Source organism: Pectobacterium versatile (assembly GCF_003932035.1).
Classification (GTDB): domain Bacteria; phylum Pseudomonadota; class Gammaproteobacteria; order Enterobacterales; family Enterobacteriaceae; genus Pectobacterium; species Pectobacterium versatile.
On the sequence record NZ_CP034276.1, the window covers coordinates 1,570,301 to 1,592,533 of the forward strand.

Annotated in this window: 20 protein-coding genes; 10 read left to right on the plus strand and 10 right to left on the minus strand. The window is 55.2% G+C overall.

Going from position 1 to position 22,233, the window contains the following annotated elements:
• Positions 1 to 12: 12 nt before the first annotated feature.
• The 6 genes from kdpE to kdpF form a co-directional block, all read right to left on the minus strand.
• Complete coding sequence (gene kdpE, locus EIP93_RS07070) at positions 13 to 693, minus strand: two-component system response regulator KdpE (RefSeq protein WP_010309408.1); 681 nt, start codon at positions 691 to 693, stop codon at positions 13 to 15.
• Positions 694 to 698: 5 nt separating this feature from the next.
• On the minus strand, positions 699 to 3,461 hold the full coding sequence (kdpD, locus tag EIP93_RS07075) for a two-component system sensor histidine kinase KdpD (protein ID WP_125232475.1): 2,763 nt from the start codon (positions 3,459 to 3,461) through the stop codon (positions 699 to 701).
• 102 nt (positions 3,462 to 3,563) lie between these two features.
• Positions 3,564 to 4,139, minus strand: a complete 576-nt coding sequence (kdpC, locus tag EIP93_RS07080) for a potassium-transporting ATPase subunit KdpC (protein WP_103970687.1) — start codon at positions 4,137 to 4,139, stop codon at positions 3,564 to 3,566.
• A 19-nt stretch (positions 4,140 to 4,158) separates the two neighbouring features.
• Positions 4,159 to 6,303: a potassium-transporting ATPase subunit KdpB gene (kdpB, locus tag EIP93_RS07085; RefSeq protein WP_241229567.1), complete on the minus strand. Its 2,145-nt coding sequence runs from the start codon at positions 6,301 to 6,303 to the stop codon at positions 4,159 to 4,161.
• A gap of 15 nt (positions 6,304 to 6,318) precedes the next feature.
• Positions 6,319 to 8,007, minus strand: a complete 1,689-nt coding sequence (gene kdpA, locus EIP93_RS07090) for a potassium-transporting ATPase subunit KdpA (protein ID WP_125232476.1) — start codon at positions 8,005 to 8,007, stop codon at positions 6,319 to 6,321.
• On the minus strand, positions 8,007 to 8,096 hold the full coding sequence (kdpF, locus tag EIP93_RS07095) for a K(+)-transporting ATPase subunit F (RefSeq protein ID WP_039290783.1): 90 nt from the start codon (positions 8,094 to 8,096) through the stop codon (positions 8,007 to 8,009). The genes kdpA and kdpF overlap by 1 nt, the downstream gene beginning before the upstream one ends.
• A 422-nt stretch (positions 8,097 to 8,518) precedes the next feature.
• Here kdpF and EIP93_RS07100 point away from each other — a divergent pair, with 422 nt between their 5' ends.
• The gene (locus tag EIP93_RS07100) at positions 8,519 to 8,725 is read left to right on the plus strand and encodes a YbfA family protein (protein WP_010299142.1); all 207 of its coding nucleotides are present in this window, start codon (positions 8,519 to 8,521) and stop codon (positions 8,723 to 8,725) included.
• 170 nt (positions 8,726 to 8,895) lie between these two features.
• Here the strand turns inward: EIP93_RS07100 and EIP93_RS07105 are convergent, their stop codons facing one another.
• The 3 genes from EIP93_RS07105 to EIP93_RS07115 all read right to left on the minus strand — a co-directional run bounded on the left by EIP93_RS07105 (position 8,896) and on the right by EIP93_RS07115 (position 12,334).
• The gene (locus EIP93_RS07105; protein ID WP_125232477.1) at positions 8,896 to 10,551 is read right to left on the minus strand and encodes an ABC transporter permease; all 1,656 of its coding nucleotides are present in this window, start codon (positions 10,549 to 10,551) and stop codon (positions 8,896 to 8,898) included.
• 92 nt (positions 10,552 to 10,643) lie between these two features.
• Complete coding sequence (locus tag EIP93_RS07110; protein ID WP_125232478.1) at positions 10,644 to 11,624, minus strand: ABC transporter substrate-binding protein; 981 nt, start codon at positions 11,622 to 11,624, stop codon at positions 10,644 to 10,646.
• A 17-nt stretch (positions 11,625 to 11,641) separates the two neighbouring features.
• On the minus strand, positions 11,642 to 12,334 hold the full coding sequence (locus EIP93_RS07115; protein ID WP_103860230.1) for an ABC transporter ATP-binding protein: 693 nt from the start codon (positions 12,332 to 12,334) through the stop codon (positions 11,642 to 11,644).
• Between the two features lie 409 nt (positions 12,335 to 12,743).
• Here EIP93_RS07115 and EIP93_RS07120 point away from each other — a divergent pair, with 409 nt between their 5' ends.
• From EIP93_RS07120 to EIP93_RS07160, 9 genes are all read left to right on the plus strand, one after another.
• Positions 12,744 to 13,703, plus strand: coding sequence for a YbgA family protein (locus EIP93_RS07120; RefSeq protein WP_107332555.1), 960 nt, complete (start codon positions 12,744 to 12,746; stop codon positions 13,701 to 13,703).
• 21 nt (positions 13,704 to 13,724) lie between these two features.
• Entirely contained in the window at positions 13,725 to 15,191 is a 1,467-nt protein-coding gene (gene phrB, locus EIP93_RS07125) for a deoxyribodipyrimidine photo-lyase (RefSeq protein ID WP_125232479.1), read from the plus strand.
• Positions 15,184 to 15,927 (plus strand): type 2 GTP cyclohydrolase I, encoded by a 744-nt coding sequence (locus tag EIP93_RS07130; protein ID WP_040031297.1) that lies wholly within the window; start codon positions 15,184 to 15,186, stop codon positions 15,925 to 15,927. The genes phrB and EIP93_RS07130 overlap by 8 nt, the downstream gene beginning before the upstream one ends.
• A gap of 156 nt (positions 15,928 to 16,083) precedes the next feature.
• Positions 16,084 to 16,740 (plus strand): 5-oxoprolinase subunit PxpB, encoded by a 657-nt coding sequence (gene pxpB / locus EIP93_RS07135; protein ID WP_040031298.1) that lies wholly within the window; start codon positions 16,084 to 16,086, stop codon positions 16,738 to 16,740.
• On the plus strand, positions 16,734 to 17,678 hold the full coding sequence (gene pxpC, locus EIP93_RS07140; RefSeq protein WP_103941622.1) for a 5-oxoprolinase subunit PxpC: 945 nt from the start codon (positions 16,734 to 16,736) through the stop codon (positions 17,676 to 17,678). Before pxpB ends, pxpC begins: the two co-directional genes overlap by 7 nt.
• Positions 17,668 to 18,405, plus strand: coding sequence for a 5-oxoprolinase subunit PxpA (gene pxpA / locus EIP93_RS07145; RefSeq protein WP_103941620.1), 738 nt, complete (start codon positions 17,668 to 17,670; stop codon positions 18,403 to 18,405). The genes pxpC and pxpA overlap by 11 nt, the downstream gene beginning before the upstream one ends.
• A 29-nt stretch (positions 18,406 to 18,434) precedes the next feature.
• The gene (gene pcp, locus EIP93_RS07150; protein ID WP_125232480.1) at positions 18,435 to 19,082 is read left to right on the plus strand and encodes a pyroglutamyl-peptidase I; all 648 of its coding nucleotides are present in this window, start codon (positions 18,435 to 18,437) and stop codon (positions 19,080 to 19,082) included.
• A gap of 67 nt (positions 19,083 to 19,149) precedes the next feature.
• Positions 19,150 to 19,941 carry an endonuclease VIII gene (gene nei, locus EIP93_RS07155; RefSeq protein WP_109225127.1) on the plus strand — a complete coding sequence of 264 codons (792 nt, stop codon included), beginning with the start codon at positions 19,150 to 19,152 and terminating at the stop codon, positions 19,939 to 19,941.
• A 15-nt stretch (positions 19,942 to 19,956) separates the two neighbouring features.
• Positions 19,957 to 20,382: a bleomycin resistance protein gene (locus tag EIP93_RS07160; RefSeq protein WP_103941614.1), complete on the plus strand. Its 426-nt coding sequence runs from the start codon at positions 19,957 to 19,959 to the stop codon at positions 20,380 to 20,382.
• 57 nt (positions 20,383 to 20,439) lie between these two features.
• On the opposite strand, the gene EIP93_RS07165 is transcribed toward EIP93_RS07160, so the two are convergent.
• Positions 20,440 to 21,726, minus strand: coding sequence for a citrate synthase (locus EIP93_RS07165; RefSeq protein ID WP_039472563.1), 1,287 nt, complete (start codon positions 21,724 to 21,726; stop codon positions 20,440 to 20,442).
• Positions 21,727 to 22,233: the final 507 nt, after the last annotated feature.

The window sequence follows — 22,233 nt, forward strand, 5'->3', positions numbered from 1 at the left end:
AGAAAGATGATTTTACGGCATAAAACGGTAGCCGATAGCGGTTTCAGTCAAGAGATGGCGCGGTCTTGCTGGATCGCTTTCCAGCTTCTGGCGCAGGTGCCCCATATAAATGCGCAGGTAGTGACTGTGCTCGACGGCGTTTGGCCCCCAGACCTGCGTCAGGAGTTGGCGCTGTGTTAGCACTTTACCGGGGCTGGCGAGTAGTGTTGCCAGTAGACGAAATTCGATGGGCGTCAGGTGCAGTTCCTGACCATCACGATTGACCTGCCGGTTAAGCAAATCGACAGTAATATTACCGAAGCTCACCAGCGGCGTTTCCTGCTGCGTATTGCTGTGGCGACGCAGCGCGACGCGCAACCGTGCCAGCAGCTCGCCGATGCCGAACGGTTTTGTCAGATAGTCATCGGCACCGGCATCCAGCGCGTCTATTTTATCCTGCTCGTCGGTACGGGCAGACAGCACAATCACGGGCAGGCTGCTCCATTGACGTAAATCGCGGATGTAGTCGATACCGTTGCCATCCGGCAGGCCCAAGTCGAGAATAATCAGATCGGGTTTGCGCGTGGCCGCTTCCAGCAAGCCGCGCTGCATCGTTTCGGCGTCAAACACGCGACAGCCTTCGCCTTCCAACGCTTGACGAACGAAACGACGGATCTCTTTTTCATCTTCAACGATCAGAATAGTGGCCTGCAATGGGTTCAGTTCTCCTCAATATCTTCTGGTTCGAGATCCGGCGGTGCCGATAGCGGTAGCGTGAAATGGAAAGCGGCACCGCCACTTTCCGCATTCGTTGCCCAGATACGGCCACCGTGAATTTCCACAATTGCCCGACAGATCGCCAGCCCCAGCCCCACGCCGGGAATCGATGACTCTTTGTGACCACGGGAAAATTTATCAAAAATCATGCTTTCCTGGCCGTGTTCAATCCCCGGGCCATTGTCCTGCACGATGATTTCCAGCGCGCTCTCTTGTGCATCGGGCTGCGAGGCAGTGCTCTCTGAAATAAGGCTTGCTGGGGTGACGCGTGCTGAAATCGCGATCGTGGCCTGCTCTCCGGCGTACTTCAGCGCATTCTCCAGCAGATTAATGAATACGCGCTCCACCAGCCCGGCATCACAATAAACCAGAACCATCTCATCAGGTAGATTAACCTGAATGGTGTTTTTTGCCAGTGCGCTTTCCAGCTGTTGCAGGGCACTGCCGATAAGCTCCTCTGGCGTTTGCCACTCTTTGCGCAGGTTAAAACCATCCGACTGAATGCGTGCCATATCGAGCAGATTATTCACCAGCCGCGTGGTGTTCAAAATATGCTGGCGAATTTGGTTGGCCTGTTGGGCATAAGGCGACCCCTCGCTTGCCAGATTTAACGTCAGAATCTCGGCCTGACCAAAAAGGACGGTCAGCGGTGTACGGAGGTCGTGCGAGAGTGCGGCAAGCAGCGAGTTACGCAACTGCTCACGTTCGGCATCCAGCCGTGCATTTTCCGTACTTTGCACCAGATGCAGACGCTCCAACGCGTTGGCAATCAGCACGGTAAAGGTTTCCAACAGGCGCTGCTGTTCGGGAATCATCAACTGCCGAGCGTTATTGGGTTCGATCGCCAGCACGCCGAAGATTTGCTGCGTGGTGGCGAGCGGCAGAATCTGATACGACACGCCGGGTAGGGTGGACGTTCCCGCTCCGGCAGGTGCGCGGTGATCGAAGCTCCAGCGGGCGATAGCATGATCGACAATCAACTGCTGACTATCCCGTGCGGGGTGCGCGAGTTCGGGCGAGCTATGATGCAGGCTGTCGGCGAGCAGAACGGCGATTCTGGCCTGAAACGTCGTGCTGAGAAAATGCTGGCTGGCTTCGACAATATCGGTGCTGGACAGGCTACGGTTCAGCGCCTTGGACATCTCATACAGATGGCGGACGCGCTGTTCGCGATAGCGGGCGACTCTGGCCTGATAGCGTACGCCAGCGGTCAGATTACCGACCAGCAGGCCGACGCCGAGCATCACGGCAAAAGTGACCAAATATTGTGCGTCTGACACGGCAAACGTGCCGCGCGGCAGAATAAAGAAGAGATCGAAACTGGCCACGTTGATGACGGCGGCGAACACCGACGGCCAGCGGCCAAAGAAGAGTGCGACTACCACCACAGCCAACAGATAAATCATCACCAGATTGACCGGTTCCAGCATGGCGAACGGCGACCACGAGGCGAGCAGGGTAATAAAGGCGCACAGCAGCGTGGCGAGCCCACAGCCAAACAGCTGCATACGCCATTTTTCTACCAGCCCGCGGGCATCCAGCGTTTTAATCGGTGCGGCTGGTGCGTCATCCTGCACGGCCACCACGACCAGATCGAGATCCGGCCCCAGCCTGCCGAGCCGTTCGGCAAAACGTGTGCGCCACCACCAGCCGAAGCGCTGCTCCACATGGCGACCAATAACGATTTTGCCGAGGTTGTGCTCACGCGCATAGCGCAGGACGGCAAGCTCTTCGTCGGGTTCGGACAGCGTAACAGTTTCTGCCCCTAAATCCTGTGCCAGCTTGAGCGCCCGCAAGATGGCGCGTCGCTGCGGTTCGGGTAAGCGGTGCAGACGCGGCGTTTCGACGTAAACGGCGTGCCAGGCGCTGCCCAACCGTGCCGCCAGCCGTGCTGCCGTACGCACCAGTTTTTCATTGCCCGTGCCGTGGCCGATGCATAACAGAATGGCATCGCGCGTATGCCAGACTTGCTCGCGGCCTTTTCCGGCACGCATGGCGCGCATTTGATCGTCAACCCGATCTGCCATGCGCCGCAGCGCCAGCTCACGCAGGGCGATCAAATTGCCTTTACGGAAAAAATTCTCGACGGCACGCTCGGCCTGAAGCGGCAGATACACTTTGCCTTCATTCAGGCGCTGGCGCAGATCGTCCGGCGGCAGGTCCACCAAAATAACTTCGCTGGCCTGATCGAAGATCGGGTCAGGCACGGTTTCCCGTACGCGAATCCCCGTAACGCCGCCGACCACGTCGTTCAGGCTTTCCAGATGCTGAACGTTCACGGTGGTAAAGACATCGATACCGGCATCGAGCAGTTCCTGCACGTCCTGCCAGCGTTTGGGATGGCGAGAGCCGTTGACGTTACTGTGCGCCAGTTCGTCGATCAGAATCAGCGCCGGACAGCGCGCCAGTGCCGCATCTAGATCGAATTCAACCGTGTGGCGACCGTGATGACGAAAATGCCTGAGCGGCAGCAGCGGTAATCCCTCCAGCAGCGCGGCGGTTTCGCTGCGGCCGTGGGTTTCGACCACGCCGACAAGAATATCTAATCCCTGCGCCCGCAACCGCTGGGCTTCCTGCAACATGGCATAGGTTTTCCCGACGCCCGCGCAGGCGCCAAAAAAGATTTTCAGCTTGCCGCGAGGCGGCGCACCGACCTGTGCCAGCAGGCTATCGGGATCCGGGCGACGATCTTCACCGTCAATCATGTTCTATCCCTTATTAGTGCGGCCTGAACGGTGGTCAGGCCGCAGCAAAGACGGCGGGGAGTCTGGCTCCCCGTATAATAATTAATAGTAACGCACTGTCGATTACGGCAGAGGCTTTTCCTTATCCAGCGCCAAATTCAGCAACAGAACATTGACCGCCGGCTGCCCAATAAACGCGGGCTTGCTGGTCTCAGTAAAGCGGTCGATTAATTGCTGTATCTGCTGGATCGACATACCTCTGGCCTGCGCGATGTAGAGTGCCTGATAACGTGCTGCCTCTGGGGAAATCTGCGGATCGAGCCCGCTGCCGGAGGCCGTCAACAGTTCAGCAGGCACTGGCTGTTGGTTGCCGATCGCCTGATGCCAGTGAGCGGCGCGTTCACCGATCAGTTTATCCAGCGCCGGATTGCTGGCGGCCAGATTGCTACCGCCGGACGCCAGTGCGTTATACGGGGCATCTGACGTGGCCGACGGACGCCCCTGAAAATAGCCCGCCCGACTGAATGATTGCCCGATCAGGGATGAACCGACGACGGCATTCTCACGGTAAATCAGCGATCCGTTTGCCTGTGTTGGGAACAGCCACTGTGCTAACACCGTTGTCAGCAGCGGGTAGGCCAGACCGGTAAACAGCAGCAGTAATAAGAATAAAAACAAAGAAGAACGTAAATAGCGCATAGCGTATACCCGTCAGTCCTTAAGCCAGATTCAGCCCGGTCAGTAACATATCGATGAGCTTGATACCGAGGAACGGCACCAGCAGCCCGCCAAGACCATAAATCCACAAATTGCGACTTAACTGTGCCGCTGCGCTCATGGGGCGATAGCTAATCCCTTTGAGCGCCAGCGGGATCAGAAACACGATAATCAGCGCGTTGAAGATCACCGCTGACAGCATGGCTGACGTGGGTGAATGCAGTTGCATCACGTTTAGCGCATTGAGTTGCGGATAAGTGGCAGCAAAGGCGGCTGGGATAATGGCGAAATATTTCGCCACGTCGTTGGCGATACTGAACGTGGTCAGCGAGCCGCGCGTCATCAGCATCTGTTTGCCGATATGCACCACTTCGATCAGCTTGGTCGGGTTGGAATCCAGATCGACCATGTTGCCTGCTTCTTTCGCTGCCTGCGTGCCGGAGTTCATAGCCACCGCGACATCGGCCTGCGCCAGCGCGGGGGCATCGTTAGTGCCGTCGCCGGTCATCGCCACCAGTCGCCCTTCGGCCTGATACTGTCGAATCAGCGCCAGCTTGGTTTCTGGTGTCGCTTCTGCCAGAAAATCATCGACGCCGGCTTCTGCGGCAATCGCTGCCGCCGTGAGCGGGTTGTCGCCAGTGATCATCACGGTTTTGATCCCCATGCTGCGCAGCTCGGCAAAGCGCGCCTTGATGCCGCTTTTTACGATATCTTTCAACTCCACCACGCCAAGCACGCGTTTGCCTTCTGCAACCACCAGCGGTGTGCCCCCGCTGCGTGCGACGTTGGATACCGCTTCTTCGACCTGATGCGGGAAATCACCATTGTTTGCTTCGATGTAGCGACGCAGGGCATCGACGGCGCCTTTACGAATGGCACGCTGCCCAAAATTGACGCCACTCATGCGCGTTTGAGCGGTAAAGGGAACAAAGGTGGCGTCCAGCGACGTTAAGTCCTGCTCCGGCAGATTAAAGCGCTGCTTTGCCAACACCACGATGCTGCGGCCTTCTGGCGTTTCATCGGCTAAAGAGGCGAGGCGTGCTGCGTCAGCCAGCGCCTGTTCGGTCACGCCCGGCGCGGGCAGGAAAGCGGAAGCCTGACGGTTACCCAGCGTAATGGTGCCGGTTTTATCCAGCAGCAGAACGTCGATATCGCCCGCCGCTTCAACAGCGCGGCCGCTGGTGGCAATCACGTTAGCCCCCAACATCCGGCTCATCCCCGCTACGCCGATCGCTGACAGTAAGCCACCGATGGTGGTCGGGATCAGGCAGACGAGCAGGGCGACAAGCACGGTCACGCCGACGACATCGCCACTGTTATTCGCCTGTACGCCGAACCAGGAGAAAGGGGAGAGCGTGGCAGTCACCAGCAGGAAGATGAGCGTAAGCTCGATCAGCAGAATGGTTAAGGCGATTTCGTTCGGCGTTTTCCGACGCTGTGCACCTTCAACCATAGCAATCATTCGGTCGAGGAAGGTTTCGCCGGGGTTGACGCTGCACTGAATCACCAGCCAGTCGGACAGCACGCGGGTACCACCCGTAACGGAAGCGAAATCACCGCCGGACTCGCGGATCACCGGCGCCGATTCCCCGGTAATGGCGCTTTCATCGACGGACGCGCCGCCTTCCAGCACCTCGCCGTCGCACGGAATGGTTTCCCCCGCGCTCACCAGCACGATATCGCCTTTACGCAGGCTGTCTGCTGGTACCGATTCTGAACTGGCATCGTGATTCGGCGCGGAGAGCTTGTTAGCCCAACTGGTTTTCTTGACGCCTTTCAGCGCGTTTGCCTGCGCTTTGCTGCGACCCTCCGCCAGTGCTTCGGCCATGTTGGCGAACAGCACGGTAAACCACAGCCAGAGTGACACCAGCCCGGTAAACACGGCATTCCCTTCCGTTTTACCTGCCAAAATAGTCAGCCAGACGAGGGTGGTCAGCATACTGCCGAGGTACACCACAAACATGACCGGGTTGCGCCACTGTATGCGCGGGTCGAGTTTCTTCAACGCATCTTTCAGCGCCGAACGGATTAACGTTCTGTCAAACAGCGTTTGCTGTTTACGTTTGCCAATCTGGCGGGAGGCCTCACCCTGTTGGGCTGAGGTCGGTTCCTGTGTTGCCTGATGATTCATCGTGTGACGAGTCATAAAGAGTCTCCAGCCTTAGTGAGTCAGGCCGAACTGTAAATGTTCAGCAACTGGCCCTAACGCCAGTGCAGGGATAAACGTCAGCGCACCAATCAGCAGAACGATGGCGATGAGCATGCCGATAAACAGCGGGCTGCGCGTCGACAGTGAGCCTTTGCTTTCCGGCTGACGCTTTTTCATGACCAGCGAACCAGCGATAGCCAACACGGGCACCATGACGGCAAAGCGGCCCAGCAGCATCGCGACAGCGAGCAGGACGTTATAGAACGGCGTATTGACGCTTAGGCCAGCAAACGCACTGCCGTTATTGTTTGCGGCGGAAGACACGGCATAGAGCACTTCGCTAAAGCCGTGTGCGCCGGGGTTCAGAATGCCGCTGCGTCCCGCTTCTGTACTCAGCGCCAGCGCGGTGCCGAGCAGCACCAGTGCGGGCGGAATCAGAATCGCCAGTGCTGTCATCTTCATCTCATAGACTTCGATCTTTTTGCCCAGATATTCCGGCGAGCGACCAATCATCAGGCCGGCAATAAAGACGGTCAGAAGCACGAATAACAGCATGCCGTACAGGCCAGAGCCGACGCCGCCGAACACCACTTCGCCAATTTGCATCAGCCACATGGGAACCATGCCGCCGAGGGCCGTAAAGGAGTCATGCATTGCATTCACCGCGCCTGTCGAGGTGGCCGTGGTGACAACGGCATACAGGCTGGACGTCAGGACGCCAAAACGCGTCTCTTTGCCCTCCAGATTCGCGGCGCTGTCCGCGCCTAAGGCCAGCAGATGCGGGTTGCCGTTGACCTCCATTTTCATCACCACGGCCGCTGCGACGATAAAGATCAGCGCCATCGCCCACAACAGCGCGTGGCCTTGCCGCTTATCGCTGACGGCTTTGCCAAAGGCGAAGCACAGCGCAGTAGGGATCAACAGGATCGCCAGCATTTGCACGATGTTGCTCAGCGCGGTTGGGTTTTCAAACGGGTGTGCTGAGTTGGCGCCAAAGAAACCGCCGCCGTTGGTGCCCAACAGTTTAATCGCTTCCTGTGAGGCGACTGGCCCCATCGGCAGCGTTTGGGCTGCGCCGTCCAGCGTGGTCAGATGCTGGTAAGGCAGCAGGTTCTGCAATACGCCCTGACTGACAAAAAACAGCGCTAACAGCAGAGACAGTGGCAGCAACACGTACAGCGTGATACGCAATAGATCGAGCCACGCATTGCCCAGCGTATCGACACAGCGACGGGAAAACGCGCGGATTAACGCGAAAGCCACCGCAATGCCGCTGGCGGCGGAAAGGAAGTTTTGTACCGTTAGTCCGATCATCTGACTCAGGTAGCTCAGCGTGTTTTCGCCGCTGTAAGCCTGCCAGTTGGTGTTGGTTACAAAGCTGATTGCCGTGTTCAACGCCAAATGCCACGACAGCCCCGGCATATTTTCTGGGTTAAGCGGCAGATCACCCTGCGCCATTAACAGCACAAACAGCACGAGAATGCCGATCAGGTTGAGCGTAAGAATGGCGGCTGCATACTGTTGCCAGCGCATTTCCGTCGTATCCAAAGCGAAAAGACGCGCAGTACCCGCCTCAAATTTTTGCAGGAACGTACCCGTTTCGCCCTCAATCAGACGGGCCAGTACGCTGCCCAACGGCTGGGCTACGATCAGCACCGTGATCAGCAGACCAAAGATCAGTAAAAAAGCGTCAGCGGCCATCAGAATTCCTCCGCCTTCAACAAGGCATAAACCAGATAGGCCAGTAATAGCAGCACGAGCAGGCCGCCTAAGACGATGCTAAGCGTCACAACACACCTCCAGAACAGAATAGACAGCGTCAGAGTAGGAAAACGCAGGAAAAGAAGGTGCAAATTTCCCGTCTGTGGGCGTAAAAAAAGTATAAAAATGGGATGAAAAGTAGGCGGTGGAGGCAGTAAGGGCGTTGTGGCGCCAGCAAAGCTGAAGGCAGTGAGAAGAGAGCATTAAAGAAGAGAGAGTAAAATGATCCAACCTAAAACTATAAATTAACCAATGGTGATTTTATTTTTAACGCTTCCGTAACTTAATGACGTGATGACGAAAAAACTGGCGATTATTTCATCTTTTACTGGTCAGATGAGTAGTAAACTTTCAGAAAAGGCGGTAAAATTTTAACCAATATCACAGTTCTTATTTTATCGTTATGAAAAGCGCCGCTGAACAAGGGTGCTTATCCCAGAGGAGGATCGTTATGTCGCTTTATACTACTTATCCCTTGCACCGTATTCTCCTGCGTCGCGCTGCCGTGGTTGCCATCGGCGTGCTGGCGTTACCGGTGATGCTGTTCCGCCGCGATCGGGCGCGTTTTTACAGCTATTTACACCGCGTCTGGCTGAAAACCAGCGATAAACCGGTCTGGATGGCGCAGTCCGAAGCCGCCGCCTGCGATTTCTATTAAGAATACCGCGTCAGGTTACCGTTGACCGCTCTGCGCGCGTAGTCGTGAATGTAGTCGTGAAGTGAATGTAGTAGTGAATAGTGACGCCAGTACGTTGTGCATACTGACGCCACGAGTTTGAAACATTCAATAGCACTGATTAAGCGCCATTTCCGCTACGGATCTGGCGCTTATTTTGTTTTTAGCGCATGAAATCGTAATGCCAGCAACATCACCGATAGGCTGATAAATACGGCAACGCTTGCCATCGCCATCCCATCCCCGACGGAACCTTGCTCGAACTGACGCCAAACGAAAATAGACACCGTTTGCACACCGGCAGGTGATAGTAGGAGTGATGTCACCAGCTCGCGTGATGCGACGGCAAAGACCAGCATCATCGCTGCCAGCAAGCTGGGGAATACCAGCGGGAATACAATCAGCCGTAATGCCGCCATCGCGCTAGCGCCGTGAACGCGCGCCGCTGACTCCAGATTACTGCCGATTTGCGCCAATGCAGCACTGCTGTAGCGGACGGGGTAGGGCAGCAGCAGGCAACTGTATGACAGCAGCAAAATCACCCAAGTGTTATAGGGCGTGATCGGCCAGAAGCTTTGGTTCCAGGCGAGTATCAACCCCACTCCGACAACGATTCCCGGCAGCGCGGCAGGTAGCATCGATAGCCCATCCAACACGGCGGCCCCCCGAATACGCTTGGCGACCACAAACCACGATGCCAGAAAGCCGACCGTTCCCGTCAGCAACGCGCTGCCGACAGCCAACCCCAGGCTGGTCGTCAAGGCGGGTAGCGCTTCGTTTTCGTAATCAGCCAACATGGTGAAGTGCTGCCACGTTAAATTTTGCCAGGAAATCGTGCTAGAGATAGTGGCAGAAAACGCGGTAATCAGCATGGACGCCAGTGGAATCCCGACGGCCAGCAGCCCGACGGCGCTAAATAGCATTAATACCGGCCAGCGCCATACTCCTAATGGACGAGTAACAATGGCGACAGGTTTGCCAGTGGTGGTTTCCACATTGCTACCGGCGACCATCGCCCGCTGTAGGGTAAATGCGCAGAGCGCGATGGCGACCAACAGCAAAGACAGCACTGCGGAACCGGAGAGATCGATCGGCCAGTCCGCGAGACGTTGCTCGATATTTGTCGTCAGGACCTGAATACCGGCACGCGATCCCAGTGCGGCGGGTATGCCGTACTCTTCGATCGCCAGCGTGAAGGCAAGCAGCAGGCTGGCCGCTGTCGCAGGTAGTGACAATGGCAGCGTGACTCGCAAGAAGGCCTGCCAGCCGCTGGCGCCGTGAACGCGAGCGACATCCGCCAGACGGTTTCCGCTCGCGGCCATACTGCGCGAAACGGCGAAATAGACGACTGGGAAAATATTCAGCGTCATGACACCAATCATGCCGGGCAGTGAAAACAGGATCTCACCGAGTTGAATGGGGAATAGCTGTTCCGCGTAGCCTCGTGGCTGTAGCGCCAGCATCCACGACAGCCCGGCAATATAAGGCGGGATCAGGAATGGAATGAGAAACAGTAAATCCCAAAATCTTGCCAACGGGAGCGCAAAGAGCCCGCGTAACGCACCGAGTGGAATAGCAATGACCGCGCAGCACAGAGCAACACCCAGCCCAAGCAGCAGCGTATTTTTCAACAGCGCGAACAAGCGCGCCTGTGCGAAGACTTCCGTGAATGCCGAGAACGGGTTCGAAAAAGAGCCCGCACCCAAATTCGGAAAGATCGCCTGTAGCGCAACGAACAATACGGGAATGCCAACCAGAGTAAAAAGTACCGCCACCGTAAGCAGTGGCAGTAAAGCAAACTTGTTCATCTGATACTCCAGCCCTGCTGACGGTCGTCAGCAGGGCATTATCTAGTGTCATGCCACTCGAACTATCCGAGGGCTGTCATGACTGAACAGGCTTAGCGCTGACCAAATAAGGTGGCAAAGCGATCGAGAACGGCAGCACGGGACGCTGAGGCGCTATCGCCTTCTGGCAGTAATGTCAGGCTCTTAAACAGAGGGCGCTTGGCATCAATGTCCTGACGCGCGGGCATCAGCCAGGCTTCAGCCACTGCTTTTTGGCCTTCAGGCGACAACATATAGTTGATGAAGTCTTTTGCCTGCTGCTGGTTTTTGCTGCTTTTCAGGATCATCATCGGGCGAGGGGCAATGACGGTGCCGCTGGAAGGGAAAATGACTTTAATGGATTCGCCAGACTCCATGCTGCCGTAAGAAACGTAGTCCACGGCACCAAAAACGGCGGCTTTCGCCCCTTGCAGCACCGGCGTTAATGCCTGAGCGTTTGGACCGGCGATGATCATGCCGTTGGCTTTTAAGCGATCGAACATTTCCCAGGCTTTATCTTTCTCCGCATTTTGCAAACCAATCAGCAGATCGAGTGAGGCACCGGACAGCGCAGGATCTGGCGTGGTGACTTTATCTTTAAATTCAGGTTTGGTGAGGTCGTTCCAGTCTTTGGGCTCTGGCGTGCCGCTCTTGCTGTTCCACACAATGCCCAGCGCGGAAATGCCCTGTGCCACATAGAAAGGCGTTTTGAACTGTGCAGGCACGGTGGCCGCATTCGGGCTATCAAATTCCAACAGCCAGCCACGCTGCTGCAAATCTGTCGCCGTATCCCAGGAGGCAGAAATAAGAACATCGGCACGTGGATTGGCCTGTTCGGCTTCCAGCCTTGCCATGACTTTACCGGTTGTTGCCTGAAAGACATCGACTTTCACGCCAGTCTGCTTTTCATAACCTGCTGCCAGTTTCTTCGCCAGTGCTCCCGGTCCGGCGGTGTACAGCGTCAGGGCCTGTGCGCTGCCTGCTACCGCCGCTAATGAGAGAGCTATACCCATAATGATGCCTCGTTGATTCATGGTAAACAGATTGTTTTTCATTGTGTTTTTTCCCAAAGTTAATGTGTGGTGATATCAGTAATGTGGCCTTGCGACATGTGAACAATACGGTGCGCCAGTATGTTGGCTTCGCCTCTGTCGTGGGTGACATACACGGCGGTGGTACCAAGATGGCGTAATAGCGATGCCATCTCCTGGCAAAGCGATTCACGTAGATCCCGGTCGAGATTGGATAGCGGTTCATCGAAGAGCAGAATGTTCGGCTCCGCGATGATGGCGCGCGCCAGTGCGACTCGCTGTTGCTGGCCGCCGGATAAATCAGCAGGTTTTCGATCGGCAAAATCAGCCAGACCGACGCGCGCTAGCGTGACTTCCACCCGTTGGCGGCAGAGATCGCGCGGAACCTTCCTCATCAGCAGCGGAAACCCGACGTTTTGTGCAACCGTCATATGTGGCCAAAGCGCGTAGTCCTGAAAGACCATGCCCAGATTGCGCTGCTCTGGCGGCAGGGATAGCTGGTGACCAGCAACCTGACGATCGCCAAAATGAATGGTGCCCGCATCCGGCTGTAACAGACCGGCCAGCAGCTTTAGCAACGTACTTTTGCCGCAGCCGGAAGGCCCCAGCAGGGCCAGAATGGTGCCTTTTGGCACATTGAGGCTGATGGAATCGAGAACCGTTTTGCCTGCGAAAGCGTGGGACAATTTGTCGATCGCAATCGCGGCGGGCGTGGTGAATTCAGTCGTGGTCATCATCACCTCCGTGCCATACCGGGAGGTGATATCCATTTTGATATCGGTGGATCGGGCGAGCGCTTTGGGGCTGACTAGTTAAAAGCCATAGCAAAGCGTCCCGCCAGTAAAGCAGGGGAAAAAACATGGGGTATCCTCTTTGGGACTCTATATCGGAATGGGGATTGTAGTGGGGGAATAAGGCTATTTGATGACAGACGAAACGATACTCGCGATGCATGTTTTGGATATCAATTCCGCTCGCAAAGAAAAACGTCTTCTTTGATCGACATAATCCATCAATCGCATGATTTATTACTTTATTCTTCGCTACGACTGCACAGAATCGTGGTGAAATCCGCTATGCTGGTCAGAGGGTTTGCAGAATGCCATCAAGGCAAACCATATACGACAAGCGTAAGGATAAATCATGACGCTCGAACTCATCCCTGTTGGTATCAGCGCCTGTTTGCTCGGTAATCCCGTGCGATTTGATGGCGGACACAAGCGTTTGACGTTTGCCGCTGAACAACTGGCGCCCTATTTTCGTTTTGAACCGGTCTGCCCGGAAATGGCGATTGGTTTACCGGTGCCGCGTCCGGCACTCAGGCTGGTGCGAGAAGGGGAAAGCCATATCACGATGCGTGCCAGCAATGGTTCGCCGCTGGATGTTACCCAGCAGATGACGGTGTTTTCCGCTGACAAAGTCAGTCAGCTTCAGCACTTATGCGGTTATATCGTCTGCGCCAAATCGCCGAGCTGCGGTATGGAGCGCGTGAAGGTTTACAATGAAACGCAAAAGGATGCGCGTAAAAGTGGTATCGGCCTGTTTACGCAGGAGCTGATGCGGCAAATGCCTTGGCTACCGGTTGAGGAAGACGGACGCTTGCAGGATCCCGGTTTGCGGGAAAATTTCATTGAACGCGTTTATGCGTTACACGAACTGAATCAGCTATGGCAAAACGGCCTGAGCCGTGGTGCGCTGATTACCTTTCATAGCCGCTATAAATTACTGCTGCTGGCGCATTCCCAGCCGGAATACCGCGAGCTGGGGCCGTTTGTTGCGGGGATCGATAAATGGGAATCGCTGGAAGACTACATCGTTGAGTATCGGAAGCGGCTGATGAAGCTGTTGTCAAAGCCTGCGACGCGGCGCAATCACACCAATGTGCTGATGCACGTGCAGGGCTACTTCCGACGTCAGCTTAACGCTCAACAGCGACAGGAACTGGCGCAGCTCATCGATCGCTATCGACAAGGCTTGCAGCCGCTACTGGCACCTATCACGTTGCTAAAACATTACATGGCGGAATACCCCGATGCGTATCTGGCTCAGCAGCGTTACTTTGAGCCGTACCCCGAGGCATTACGCCTGCGTTACGGACACTAGTTTGACCGCCCGAGGAATTTCATGACCACCCATGTAGTCTGGCTACGCAACGACCTGCGCGTTACCGATAATCTGGCGCTGTACGCGGCCTGTCAGGATCCGAACGCGACGGTGCTTGCCGTCTTTATCGCCACGCCCGTACAGTGGGAAAAGCACGATATGGCTCCGCGTCAGGCGGCCTTTCTACTGGAGAACCTGACGCTGGTACAGCAGGCGCTGGCCGAAAAAGGTATCCCGCTGCATTACCACGAATGTGCTGACTTTGCTGCGTCGGTTGACTGGCTGGTGCAGTTTTGTGCGCAGCAGCAGGCCACCGATCTTTTCTACCATTATCAGTATGAAATCAACGAGCGCCTGCGTGATAAGCAGGTGAAAGATCGGCTGGCCGATAGCGTGGTTTGTCACGGTTATCATGACAGCCTGTTGTTACCGCCGGGTAGCGTGCTGACGGGTAATGGCGAGATGTATAAGGTGTTTACGCCCTTTCGTCAGGCCTTTATCAAACGTCTGCTGGAGTCGGATACGACGTGCGTACCAGCACCGGAAGCACGCGGTGAGCCGATCGATAACACGGTGGAACTGGCACCGTTCAGCTATCCGCAGCGCGAAGTGGATAGTGAAGATTTTCCTCGCGGTGAACGCGCGGCATTGCAGCAACTGCGGCGTTTTTGTCGCGAACAGGTGCAGGATTACGATCAGCAGCGGGATTTTCCGGCGCTACCCGGCACCAGCAAACTTTCTCCGTATCTGGCGCTTGGGATCGTATCGCCGCGCCAATGTTTTAATCGCCTGCGTGCCGAAGGCCCAGATATGCTGGAACGGCGTGAGGGCGGAGCATTCACTTGGTTTAACGAACTGGTCTGGCGTGAGTTTTATCGCCACCTGATTGTCTCTTGGCCGCAACTGTGTAAACACCGACCGTTCACCGCGTGGACGCAGTGGGTGAAATGGCGGGAATCACCGGAGTATTTAGCCGCCTGGCAGCAGGGGAAAACGGGCTACCCGATCGTGGATGCGGCGATGCGTCAACTGAATGAAACGGGATGGATGCACAATCGCTTGCGTATGATTTGCGCCAGTTTTCTCGTCAAAGATTTACTGATCGATTGGCGTGAAGGCGAACGCTACTTTATGTCGCAACTGCTGGATGGCGATCTGGCGGCGAATAACGGCGGCTGGCAGTGGGCGGCGTCAACAGGCACCGACGCGGCACCTTATTTTCGTATTTTCAACCCGATAACGCAGGGCGAGCGCTTCGACCCAGAAGGTCGATTTATTCGCCACTGGCTGCCCGAACTGGCCGCCGTGCCGGATAAAGATATTCATCAGCCCCATCGCTGGGCTGACAAACACCACCATCAGCTGAACTATCCGCTGCCAATTGTCGACCATAAAACCGCGCGTCAGGATACGCTGGCGGCGTTTGAGGCGGCAAAAAATATTGGTATGGCGGGTAACGATCGAGAAGAGAACAGTAAGTATGCGTAATGTGGAACTGGAAAAAATCATTAACGAGAAACTGAGCACGGCGACGTTTCAGGACTACGCACCGAACGGTTTACAGGTTGAGGGGCGTGCAGAGGTAAAACGTATTGTGACGGGCGTAACGGCCTCACAGGCGCTGCTGGATGCGGCGGTAGAAAAGCAGGCCGATGCGATTCTGGTTCACCACGGCTACTTCTGGAAAAACGAACCGCAGATTGTTTGTGGCATGAAGCGTAACCGACTGAAAACGCTGTTGCTCAATGATATCAACCTGTACGGCTATCACTTGCCGCTGGATGCACACCCGGAACTGGGGAATAACGCACAGCTGGCGGCGCTGCTGGAGATTCAGGTGCAGGGGGCGATCGAGCCGCTGGTGCCGTATGGTGAACTGGCGCAGCCCATGACGGCAGATGCTTTTTGCCGCCGTGTAGAAAAACGGCTGGGGCGTAGCGTGCTGCATTGTGGGGATAATGCACCGCAACAGATACAACGCGTGGCCTGGTGTACCGGCGGCGGTCAGGGATTTATTGAACAAGCGGCCCGCTTCGGGGTCGATGCGTTTATTACTGGTGAAGTGTCTGAGCAAACGATTCATATCGCGCGCGAAATGGGGCTGCACTTTTTTGCTGCCGGACACCATGCCACCGAACGCGGCGGCATCAAAGCGTTGGGCGAATGGCTGGCGGCACAGCATGGTTTTGATGTGACATTTATTGATATTCCTAACCCCGCGTGACGGATTGAAAGTCTCTGTACCGCACAGGAATGATGTGACATTTTTGATATTGGCATCGTTGTTGCTTAGCTGTTAAGAAGAAAATAGAACAGTAAGCCTCGCTAATCATTTAGCCATGTTCACCATAACGGATAAAACGCGATTCAGGAGGAAAGATTGCAACGAGCACGGTGTTATCTTCTGGGTGAGAGAGCTGTTGTTCTGGAACTGGAACCGCCAATGTCGCTGGAGAGCCAGCAGCGGATATGGGGACTTGCCGAGCGCCTGAACCATCATGAAGAGGTGCTGGAAGCGATTCCGGGCATGAATAATCTGACGGTGCTGTTGGCGCATCCGCAGCAGGTGGCGCTGGATGCGATTGAACGCTTGCAGCGCTGGTGGGAAGAGAGCGAATCGCTAGCGTTTGACCCACGCGATATCGACATTCCCGTCGTGTATGGTGGAGAGGCAGGGCCGGATTTGGTGGAGGTTGCCGCTCACAGTGGCCTGACAGTGAGTCAGGTTGTGGAAGCACACGCAGCCGCACAGTATGTGGTCTACTTTTTGGGCTTCCAGCCGGGTTTTGCCTACCTCGGCGGATTAAACGAGAAACTGCATATGCCGCGTCGCGCTGAGCCGCGCCTGCGCGTGGCAGCAGGATCGGTCGGGATTGGTGGCGCACAGACGGGGATTTATCCGCTGGCGACGCCCGGTGGCTGGCAGCTGATTGGTCGCACCTCGCTGAAATTGTTTAATCCACAAACGATGCCGCCAACGTTGCTGCGTCCCGGTGATAACGTTCGGTTTTTGCCACAGAAGGAGGGCGTATGCTGAAGGTTATTCATGCCGGATTGCATACTTCGGTGCAGGACGGTGGCCGCGTCGGTTTTCGCCGTTTGGGTATCAGCCAGTCAGGCGCGCTCGATCTGCCTGCCCTGGCAATGGCCAACCTGCTAGTGGGCAACGCGGAGAATGCTGCCGCGCTGGAAATTACGCTGGGTAAGTTTACCGCAATATTCACCACCGCCTGCTGGGTGGCGCTAACCGGTGCGGACTGTCATGCCGAACTGGATGGAAAACCACTCTGGACAGGCTGGCGTTTCGCTGTGAAGCCGGGACAAACGTTGAAAATGCGCATGCCGCGTAACGGAATGCGTAGCTATCTGGCGCTGTCCGGCGGCGTGGATGTGCCGGAAGCGCTTGGCTCGCGCAGTACCGACTTGAAAGCCGGTTTTGGGGGCTTTGACGGACGTTTGCTGATGGATGGCGATGAACTTCCTCTGGGTACGCCAACTCGCGAACTGACGCGAGAAGTCGGTATCAAGCAGCTGTTGTTCGGCAACCGCGTGCGGGCATTACCAGGGCCGGAGTATCAGGAATTCAGCGAAGAGATGCAGGAATTGTTCTGGCGAACGTCCTGGCAACTGAGCCCGCAAAGTAACCGCATGGGCTACCGTTTATTGGGCGCTGATCTACAGCGTGCTGCATTACCGGGTAGCAAACCGCGCGAGCTGCCATCGCATGGGCTGCTGCCGGGCGTCGTGCAGGTTCCGCACAATGGTCACCCTATCGTACTGCTGGCGGATGCGCAGACAACTGGCGGTTACCCGCGTATTGCGACGGTGATCGAAGCGGATTTATTCCATCTGGCACAAATCCGACTCGGTGAGCCGATACATTTTATTCACTGTACGCAGGCTCAGGCGCAAAAAGCGGCCGAAGAACAGCGGCGTTACCTCGAACAGCTGGCGTGGAGGTTGCATGATTATTGATCTGAATGCCGATCTGGGTGAGGGCGGCGAGCATGACGAAGCGCTGCTGAAGCTGGTGACGTCAGCCAATATTGCCTGTGGATTTCATGCCGGTGATGCGCAAACCATGCGTCAGTCAGTGCGTTGGGGAATCGGTTATAGGGTCGCGCTTGGCGCACACCCGAGCTTTCCCGATCGTGAAAATTTTGGCCGCAAGGCGATGAATGTGCCTGCGGAAATTGTCTTTGCCCAGATGGTGTATCAGCTTGGCGCGCTGAGTGCGATTGTTGCAGCTGAAGGCGGCAAGCTGTCGCACGTTAAGCCTCACGGCATGCTTTACAATCAGGCGGCGTGTGAACCGGCGCTGGCTGATGCGATAGCCAAGGCGGTGAAGGTGGTGAATCCGGCGTTACGCTTAGTCGGTCTGGCGGGAAGCGAGTTAATCCGCGCTGGGCAACGGCTGGGGTTGGCGACGCGTCAGGAAGTGTTCGCCGATCGCTGCTATCTGCCTGACGGATCGCTGGTGCCGCGCACTCAGGCGGGAGCATTGATTAACAGCGATGAGCTGGCGCTGGCACAGACGCTGGAGATGATTCAACGTCAGCGGGTTAGGGCGATCGACGGCTCTTGGGTTAACGTACAAGCGGATACCGTATGTATTCACGGCGATGGACAACACGCGCTGCTGTTTGCCCGCAAACTGCGTAACTGCTTTAGCCAGCATCAGATCGCTGTTGCGGCGGCATAATCATTATTTTTGTATGACGGGGATAACCGATGAAAACCGTTTTGATCACGGCGTTTGAACCTTTTGAGGGCGAAGCGATTAATCCCTCATGGGAAGCGGTAAAAGTACTTCATCAGCGAGAAGTTGGCGGTGTGCGCGTGGTGGCCTGCCGTTTATCTTGCGTCTTCGATCTGTCGCTGGAACAGCTTTACCGCGCGATAGCCGAATGGCAGCCGGAAGTGGTGATCGCGGTGGGGCAGGCGGGCGGTCGTACTGATATTTCTGTCGAACGCGTGGCGATTAATATTAATGACGCCCGCATTGCGGATAACCGGGGCAACCAACCGATTGATACGCCGGTGGTGGAAGGCGGGCCTGCGGCATATTTTTCGACGCTGCCAGTGAAAGCGCTGGTGCAGGCATTGCGTGTGGCGGGTATCCCCGCGTCGGTGTCGCAAACCGCAGGAACGTTTGTCTGCAATCATGTGATGTACGGGCTTTTACACCAGTTACATCAGCAGGGCGATGTGGTGCGCGGCGGATTCGTTCACATTCCTTATTCGCCGGAACAGGCTGCACGACACCCCGATGAACCGAGCATGCCTACGCCGTTAGTCACGGCGGCGCTGGAAGTGATGATCAAGCAATCGCTGGTGCAGCAGGTTGATGTGGCGGTGACTGGCGGCTCATTACATTAATCTGGATCAGTTCTTCGTTTGGTTAATCACGCCCTATCCAGAGCGTCTGATTTTCAGGGATTAAAGTATGCCGGAAGGACCGGAAATTCGCCGGGCGGCTGATAAGCTGGTTGAGGCCGTCGTGGGCAAAACGCTGACGCGTGTCTGGTTTGCGTTTCCAGAACTGAAGCCATACGAGGCAGAATTGATCGGGCAACAGGTCAGGCAGATTGAAACGCGTGGGAAGGCGCTGCTGACCTATTTTAGCAACGATCGGGTGTTGTATAGCCATAATCAGCTCTATGGCGTGTGGCGAGTCGTGAATGCGGGTGAATCACCGGAAACAAAGCGGGATTTGCGCGTCCGGCTGGAAACGCAGGATCGCGCCATTCTGCTCTACAGCGCGTCAGATATTGAAATGCTGACGCCGGAGATGCTCTCGACGCACCCTTTCCTGCAACGTATTGGCCCTGATGTCTTGGATCTCTCACTGACGCCGGAACAGGTGTGTGAGCGTCTGTTATTACCGCGCTTTCGCCGTCGCCAGTTTAGCGGGCTGTTGCTGGATCAGGCTTTTCTCGCCGGGCTGGGAAATTATCTGCGCGTTGAGATTCTCTGGCAGGCACAGCTTGCACCCCAACACACGGCAGCACAGTTGAATGAGGAACAGTTGCAGACGTTGAGTCAGGCGCTGCTGGAGATTCCCCGTTTGTCCTACAACACGCGTGGCACCGTTGATGAGAATCGACATCACGGGGCGATTTTTTCGTTCAAGGTTTTCCATCGTGAGGGGGAACGCTGTGAGCGCTGCGGCGGAATGATTGAAAGAACGATGCTGTCATCACGCCCGTTTTATTGGTGCCCGGGTTGTCAGAAGTAATAATGTGAGTGATTTATGCGCAAGATGAATACGTTAATTCCAGAAATGATTGTCTCTGATTTACAAAAGAGTCTGGCGTTTTATTGCCATGTTTTGGGATTTCAGATTGAGTACGACAGGCCTGAAGATAAGTTCGCGTTCCTTTCTTTTCATGGGAGCCAACTAATGCTGGAACAGGATTATTTAACCGAATCACCCTGGCGTGTGGAGCCTTTAGAACCGCCGTTTGGCCGTGGTATGAATTTATCGATTGAGTGCCCAGATGCTCAGGCGTTGGCGGCGGCGATTGAACGTGCGGGTTATACGCTACGCAGACCCGTGGAAACGTGCTGGTATCGCGATCATGAGGTGTACCACGGGGAAAGTAATTTTCTGGTACAGGATCCAGATGGCTATTTATTGCGATTCACGCAAAGTTTAGGTTGTAAGTCATCCCTTTAGTACCGGTATAAAAAAGGCCGGATGTGATATCCGGCCTTTTTGCATGTACTGAATAGATTAATCGTTTTTCAGATTGGACGTAAAGTCACGTTTGTCGTAGCCGGTATACAACTGACGTGGACGGGCAATCTTGATGCCGTCGGCGTGCATTTCGCTCCAATGCGCAATCCAGCCCACGGTACGCGCCATCGCAAAGATAACGGTAAACATGGAAGACGGAATACCCATCGCTTTCAGGATGATGCCGGAGTAGAAGTCCACGTTCGGGTACAGTTTCTTCTCAATGAAGTACGGGTCGTTCAGCGCGATATGCTCCAGCTCCATCGCCACTTCCAGCAGGTCGTCTTTTCTGCCCAGCTCTTTCAGCACTTCATGGCAGGTTTCACGCATGACGGTAGCGCGCGGGTCGTGGTTTTTGTACACACGGTGACCGAAGCCCATCAGGCGGAAGGAGTCGTTCTTGTCTTTTGCACGTTCGATAAACGCAGGGATGTGCTCCACGCTGCTGATTTCTTCCAGCATACGCAGGCAGGCTTCGTTCGCGCCGCCGTGTGCCGGTCCCCACAGCGAGGCGATCCCCGCGGCGATACAGGCAAATGGATTCGCACCTGATGAACCTGCGGTACGCACGGTAGACGTCGAGGCGTTTTGTTCGTGATCGGCATGCAGGATCAGAATACGGTCCATGGCACGTTCCAACACCGGATTCACAACATATTCTTCACAAGGGGTGGAGAACATCATGTGCAGGAAGTTACCGGCGTAGGACAGGTTGTTTTTCGGATAAACAAACGGCTGACCCAGTGAGTATTTGTAGCACATTGCTGCAACGGTCGGCATTTTGGACAGCAGGCGGTAGGCCGCGATTTCGCGGTGGCGCTCAATGTTAATGTCCAGTGAATCGTGATAGAACGCCGCCAGTGCACCCGTGACGCCGCACAATACGGCCATTGGATGTGAATCACGACGGAAACCGTGGAACAGACGAGTAATCTGCTCATGGATCATGGTGTGACGCGTCACGGTGGTCTTGAAGGTTTCATACTGTTCTACCGTCGGGACTTCACCGAACAGCAGGATGTAACAAACTTCAAGATAATTCGATTTTTCAGCCAGTTGGGCAATCGGGAAGCCACGATGTAGCAAGATGCCTTCGTCGCCGTCGATATAGGTAATCTTGGATTCGCAAGATGCGGTAGAGGTAAAGCCGGGGTCAAATGTGAAGTAACCTTTAGAACCGAGGGGACGAATATCAATCTCATCATACCCCAATGTACCTGATAGGACATTTAGCTCAATTGGATCTTTACCCTCTAGAGTAAGTGTTGCTTTCTTATCAGCCATTTACAGTCTCCTTAGCGCTTTAATTTTAAATATTCTCACTGAAGAAATACCGTCATGCCTGTACACCGGGCGAACAATGGCCGGTGAAACTCTGTCGTGACACAGTCGTCAAATAGGATACAGAGTAAGGCGGATAGCCGCATTCAGGATGAAAAATTCGTTCTCCAGGTAATTAACGATATTCAGATAAATGAGTTGTGCTCTGAATAGATTGTAGTCATTACCTATGACTTTTACGTGGACTCTCCCCACTGTTACATAAGTTACGCCAGTGTGGAAGTGTCGCCGTTGTGCTTTAACACATCATAAGGAATTCAATCCCCTAGTTGTAATTGAAATGTTGAACTTTTGTCAAATCAGATAATTAATTTTATATAAATTGTGAAATTCGTGATCTAAATCACTGTTCGGGGCAAATGTCACCAAACAGTTTGTATGGGAATTGTAATGGGAATGTGAAGTACCTATACTGCCGACAGGTCTCCGGAATCACCCTGCAGTAGGAGC

Excerpts from the sequence above, each read along its gene's own strand:
- kdpD (WP_125232475.1), bottom strand. The coding sequence starts at position 3,461 with ATGATTGACGGTGAAGATCGTCGCCCGGATCCCGATAGCCTGCTGGCA.
- kdpC (WP_103970687.1), bottom strand. The coding sequence starts at position 4,139 with ATGCGCTATTTACGTTCTTCTTTGTTTTTATTCTTATTACTGCTGCTG.
- kdpB (WP_241229567.1), bottom strand. The coding sequence starts at position 6,303 with ATGACTCGTCACACGATGAATCATCAGGCAACACAGGAACCGACCTCA.
- kdpA (WP_125232476.1), bottom strand. The coding sequence starts at position 8,007 with ATGGCCGCTGACGCTTTTTTACTGATCTTTGGTCTGCTGATCACGGTG.
- EIP93_RS07100 (WP_010299142.1), top strand. The coding sequence starts at position 8,519 with ATGTCGCTTTATACTACTTATCCCTTGCACCGTATTCTCCTGCGTCGC.
- EIP93_RS07105 (WP_125232477.1), bottom strand. The coding sequence starts at position 10,551 with ATGAACAAGTTTGCTTTACTGCCACTGCTTACGGTGGCGGTACTTTTT.
- EIP93_RS07110 (WP_125232478.1), bottom strand. The coding sequence starts at position 11,624 with ATGAAAAACAATCTGTTTACCATGAATCAACGAGGCATCATTATGGGT.
- EIP93_RS07115 (WP_103860230.1), bottom strand. The coding sequence starts at position 12,334 with ATGACCACGACTGAATTCACCACGCCCGCCGCGATTGCGATCGACAAA.
- EIP93_RS07120 (WP_107332555.1), top strand. The coding sequence starts at position 12,744 with ATGACGCTCGAACTCATCCCTGTTGGTATCAGCGCCTGTTTGCTCGGT.
- phrB (WP_125232479.1), top strand. The coding sequence starts at position 13,725 with ATGACCACCCATGTAGTCTGGCTACGCAACGACCTGCGCGTTACCGAT.
- EIP93_RS07130 (WP_040031297.1), top strand. The coding sequence starts at position 15,184 with ATGCGTAATGTGGAACTGGAAAAAATCATTAACGAGAAACTGAGCACG.
- pxpC (WP_103941622.1), top strand. The coding sequence starts at position 16,734 with ATGCTGAAGGTTATTCATGCCGGATTGCATACTTCGGTGCAGGACGGT.
- pxpA (WP_103941620.1), top strand. The coding sequence starts at position 17,668 with ATGATTATTGATCTGAATGCCGATCTGGGTGAGGGCGGCGAGCATGAC.
- pcp (WP_125232480.1), top strand. The coding sequence starts at position 18,435 with ATGAAAACCGTTTTGATCACGGCGTTTGAACCTTTTGAGGGCGAAGCG.
- nei (WP_109225127.1), top strand. The coding sequence starts at position 19,150 with ATGCCGGAAGGACCGGAAATTCGCCGGGCGGCTGATAAGCTGGTTGAG.
- EIP93_RS07160 (WP_103941614.1), top strand. The coding sequence starts at position 19,957 with ATGCGCAAGATGAATACGTTAATTCCAGAAATGATTGTCTCTGATTTA.
- EIP93_RS07165 (WP_039472563.1), bottom strand. The coding sequence starts at position 21,726 with ATGGCTGATAAGAAAGCAACACTTACTCTAGAGGGTAAAGATCCAATT.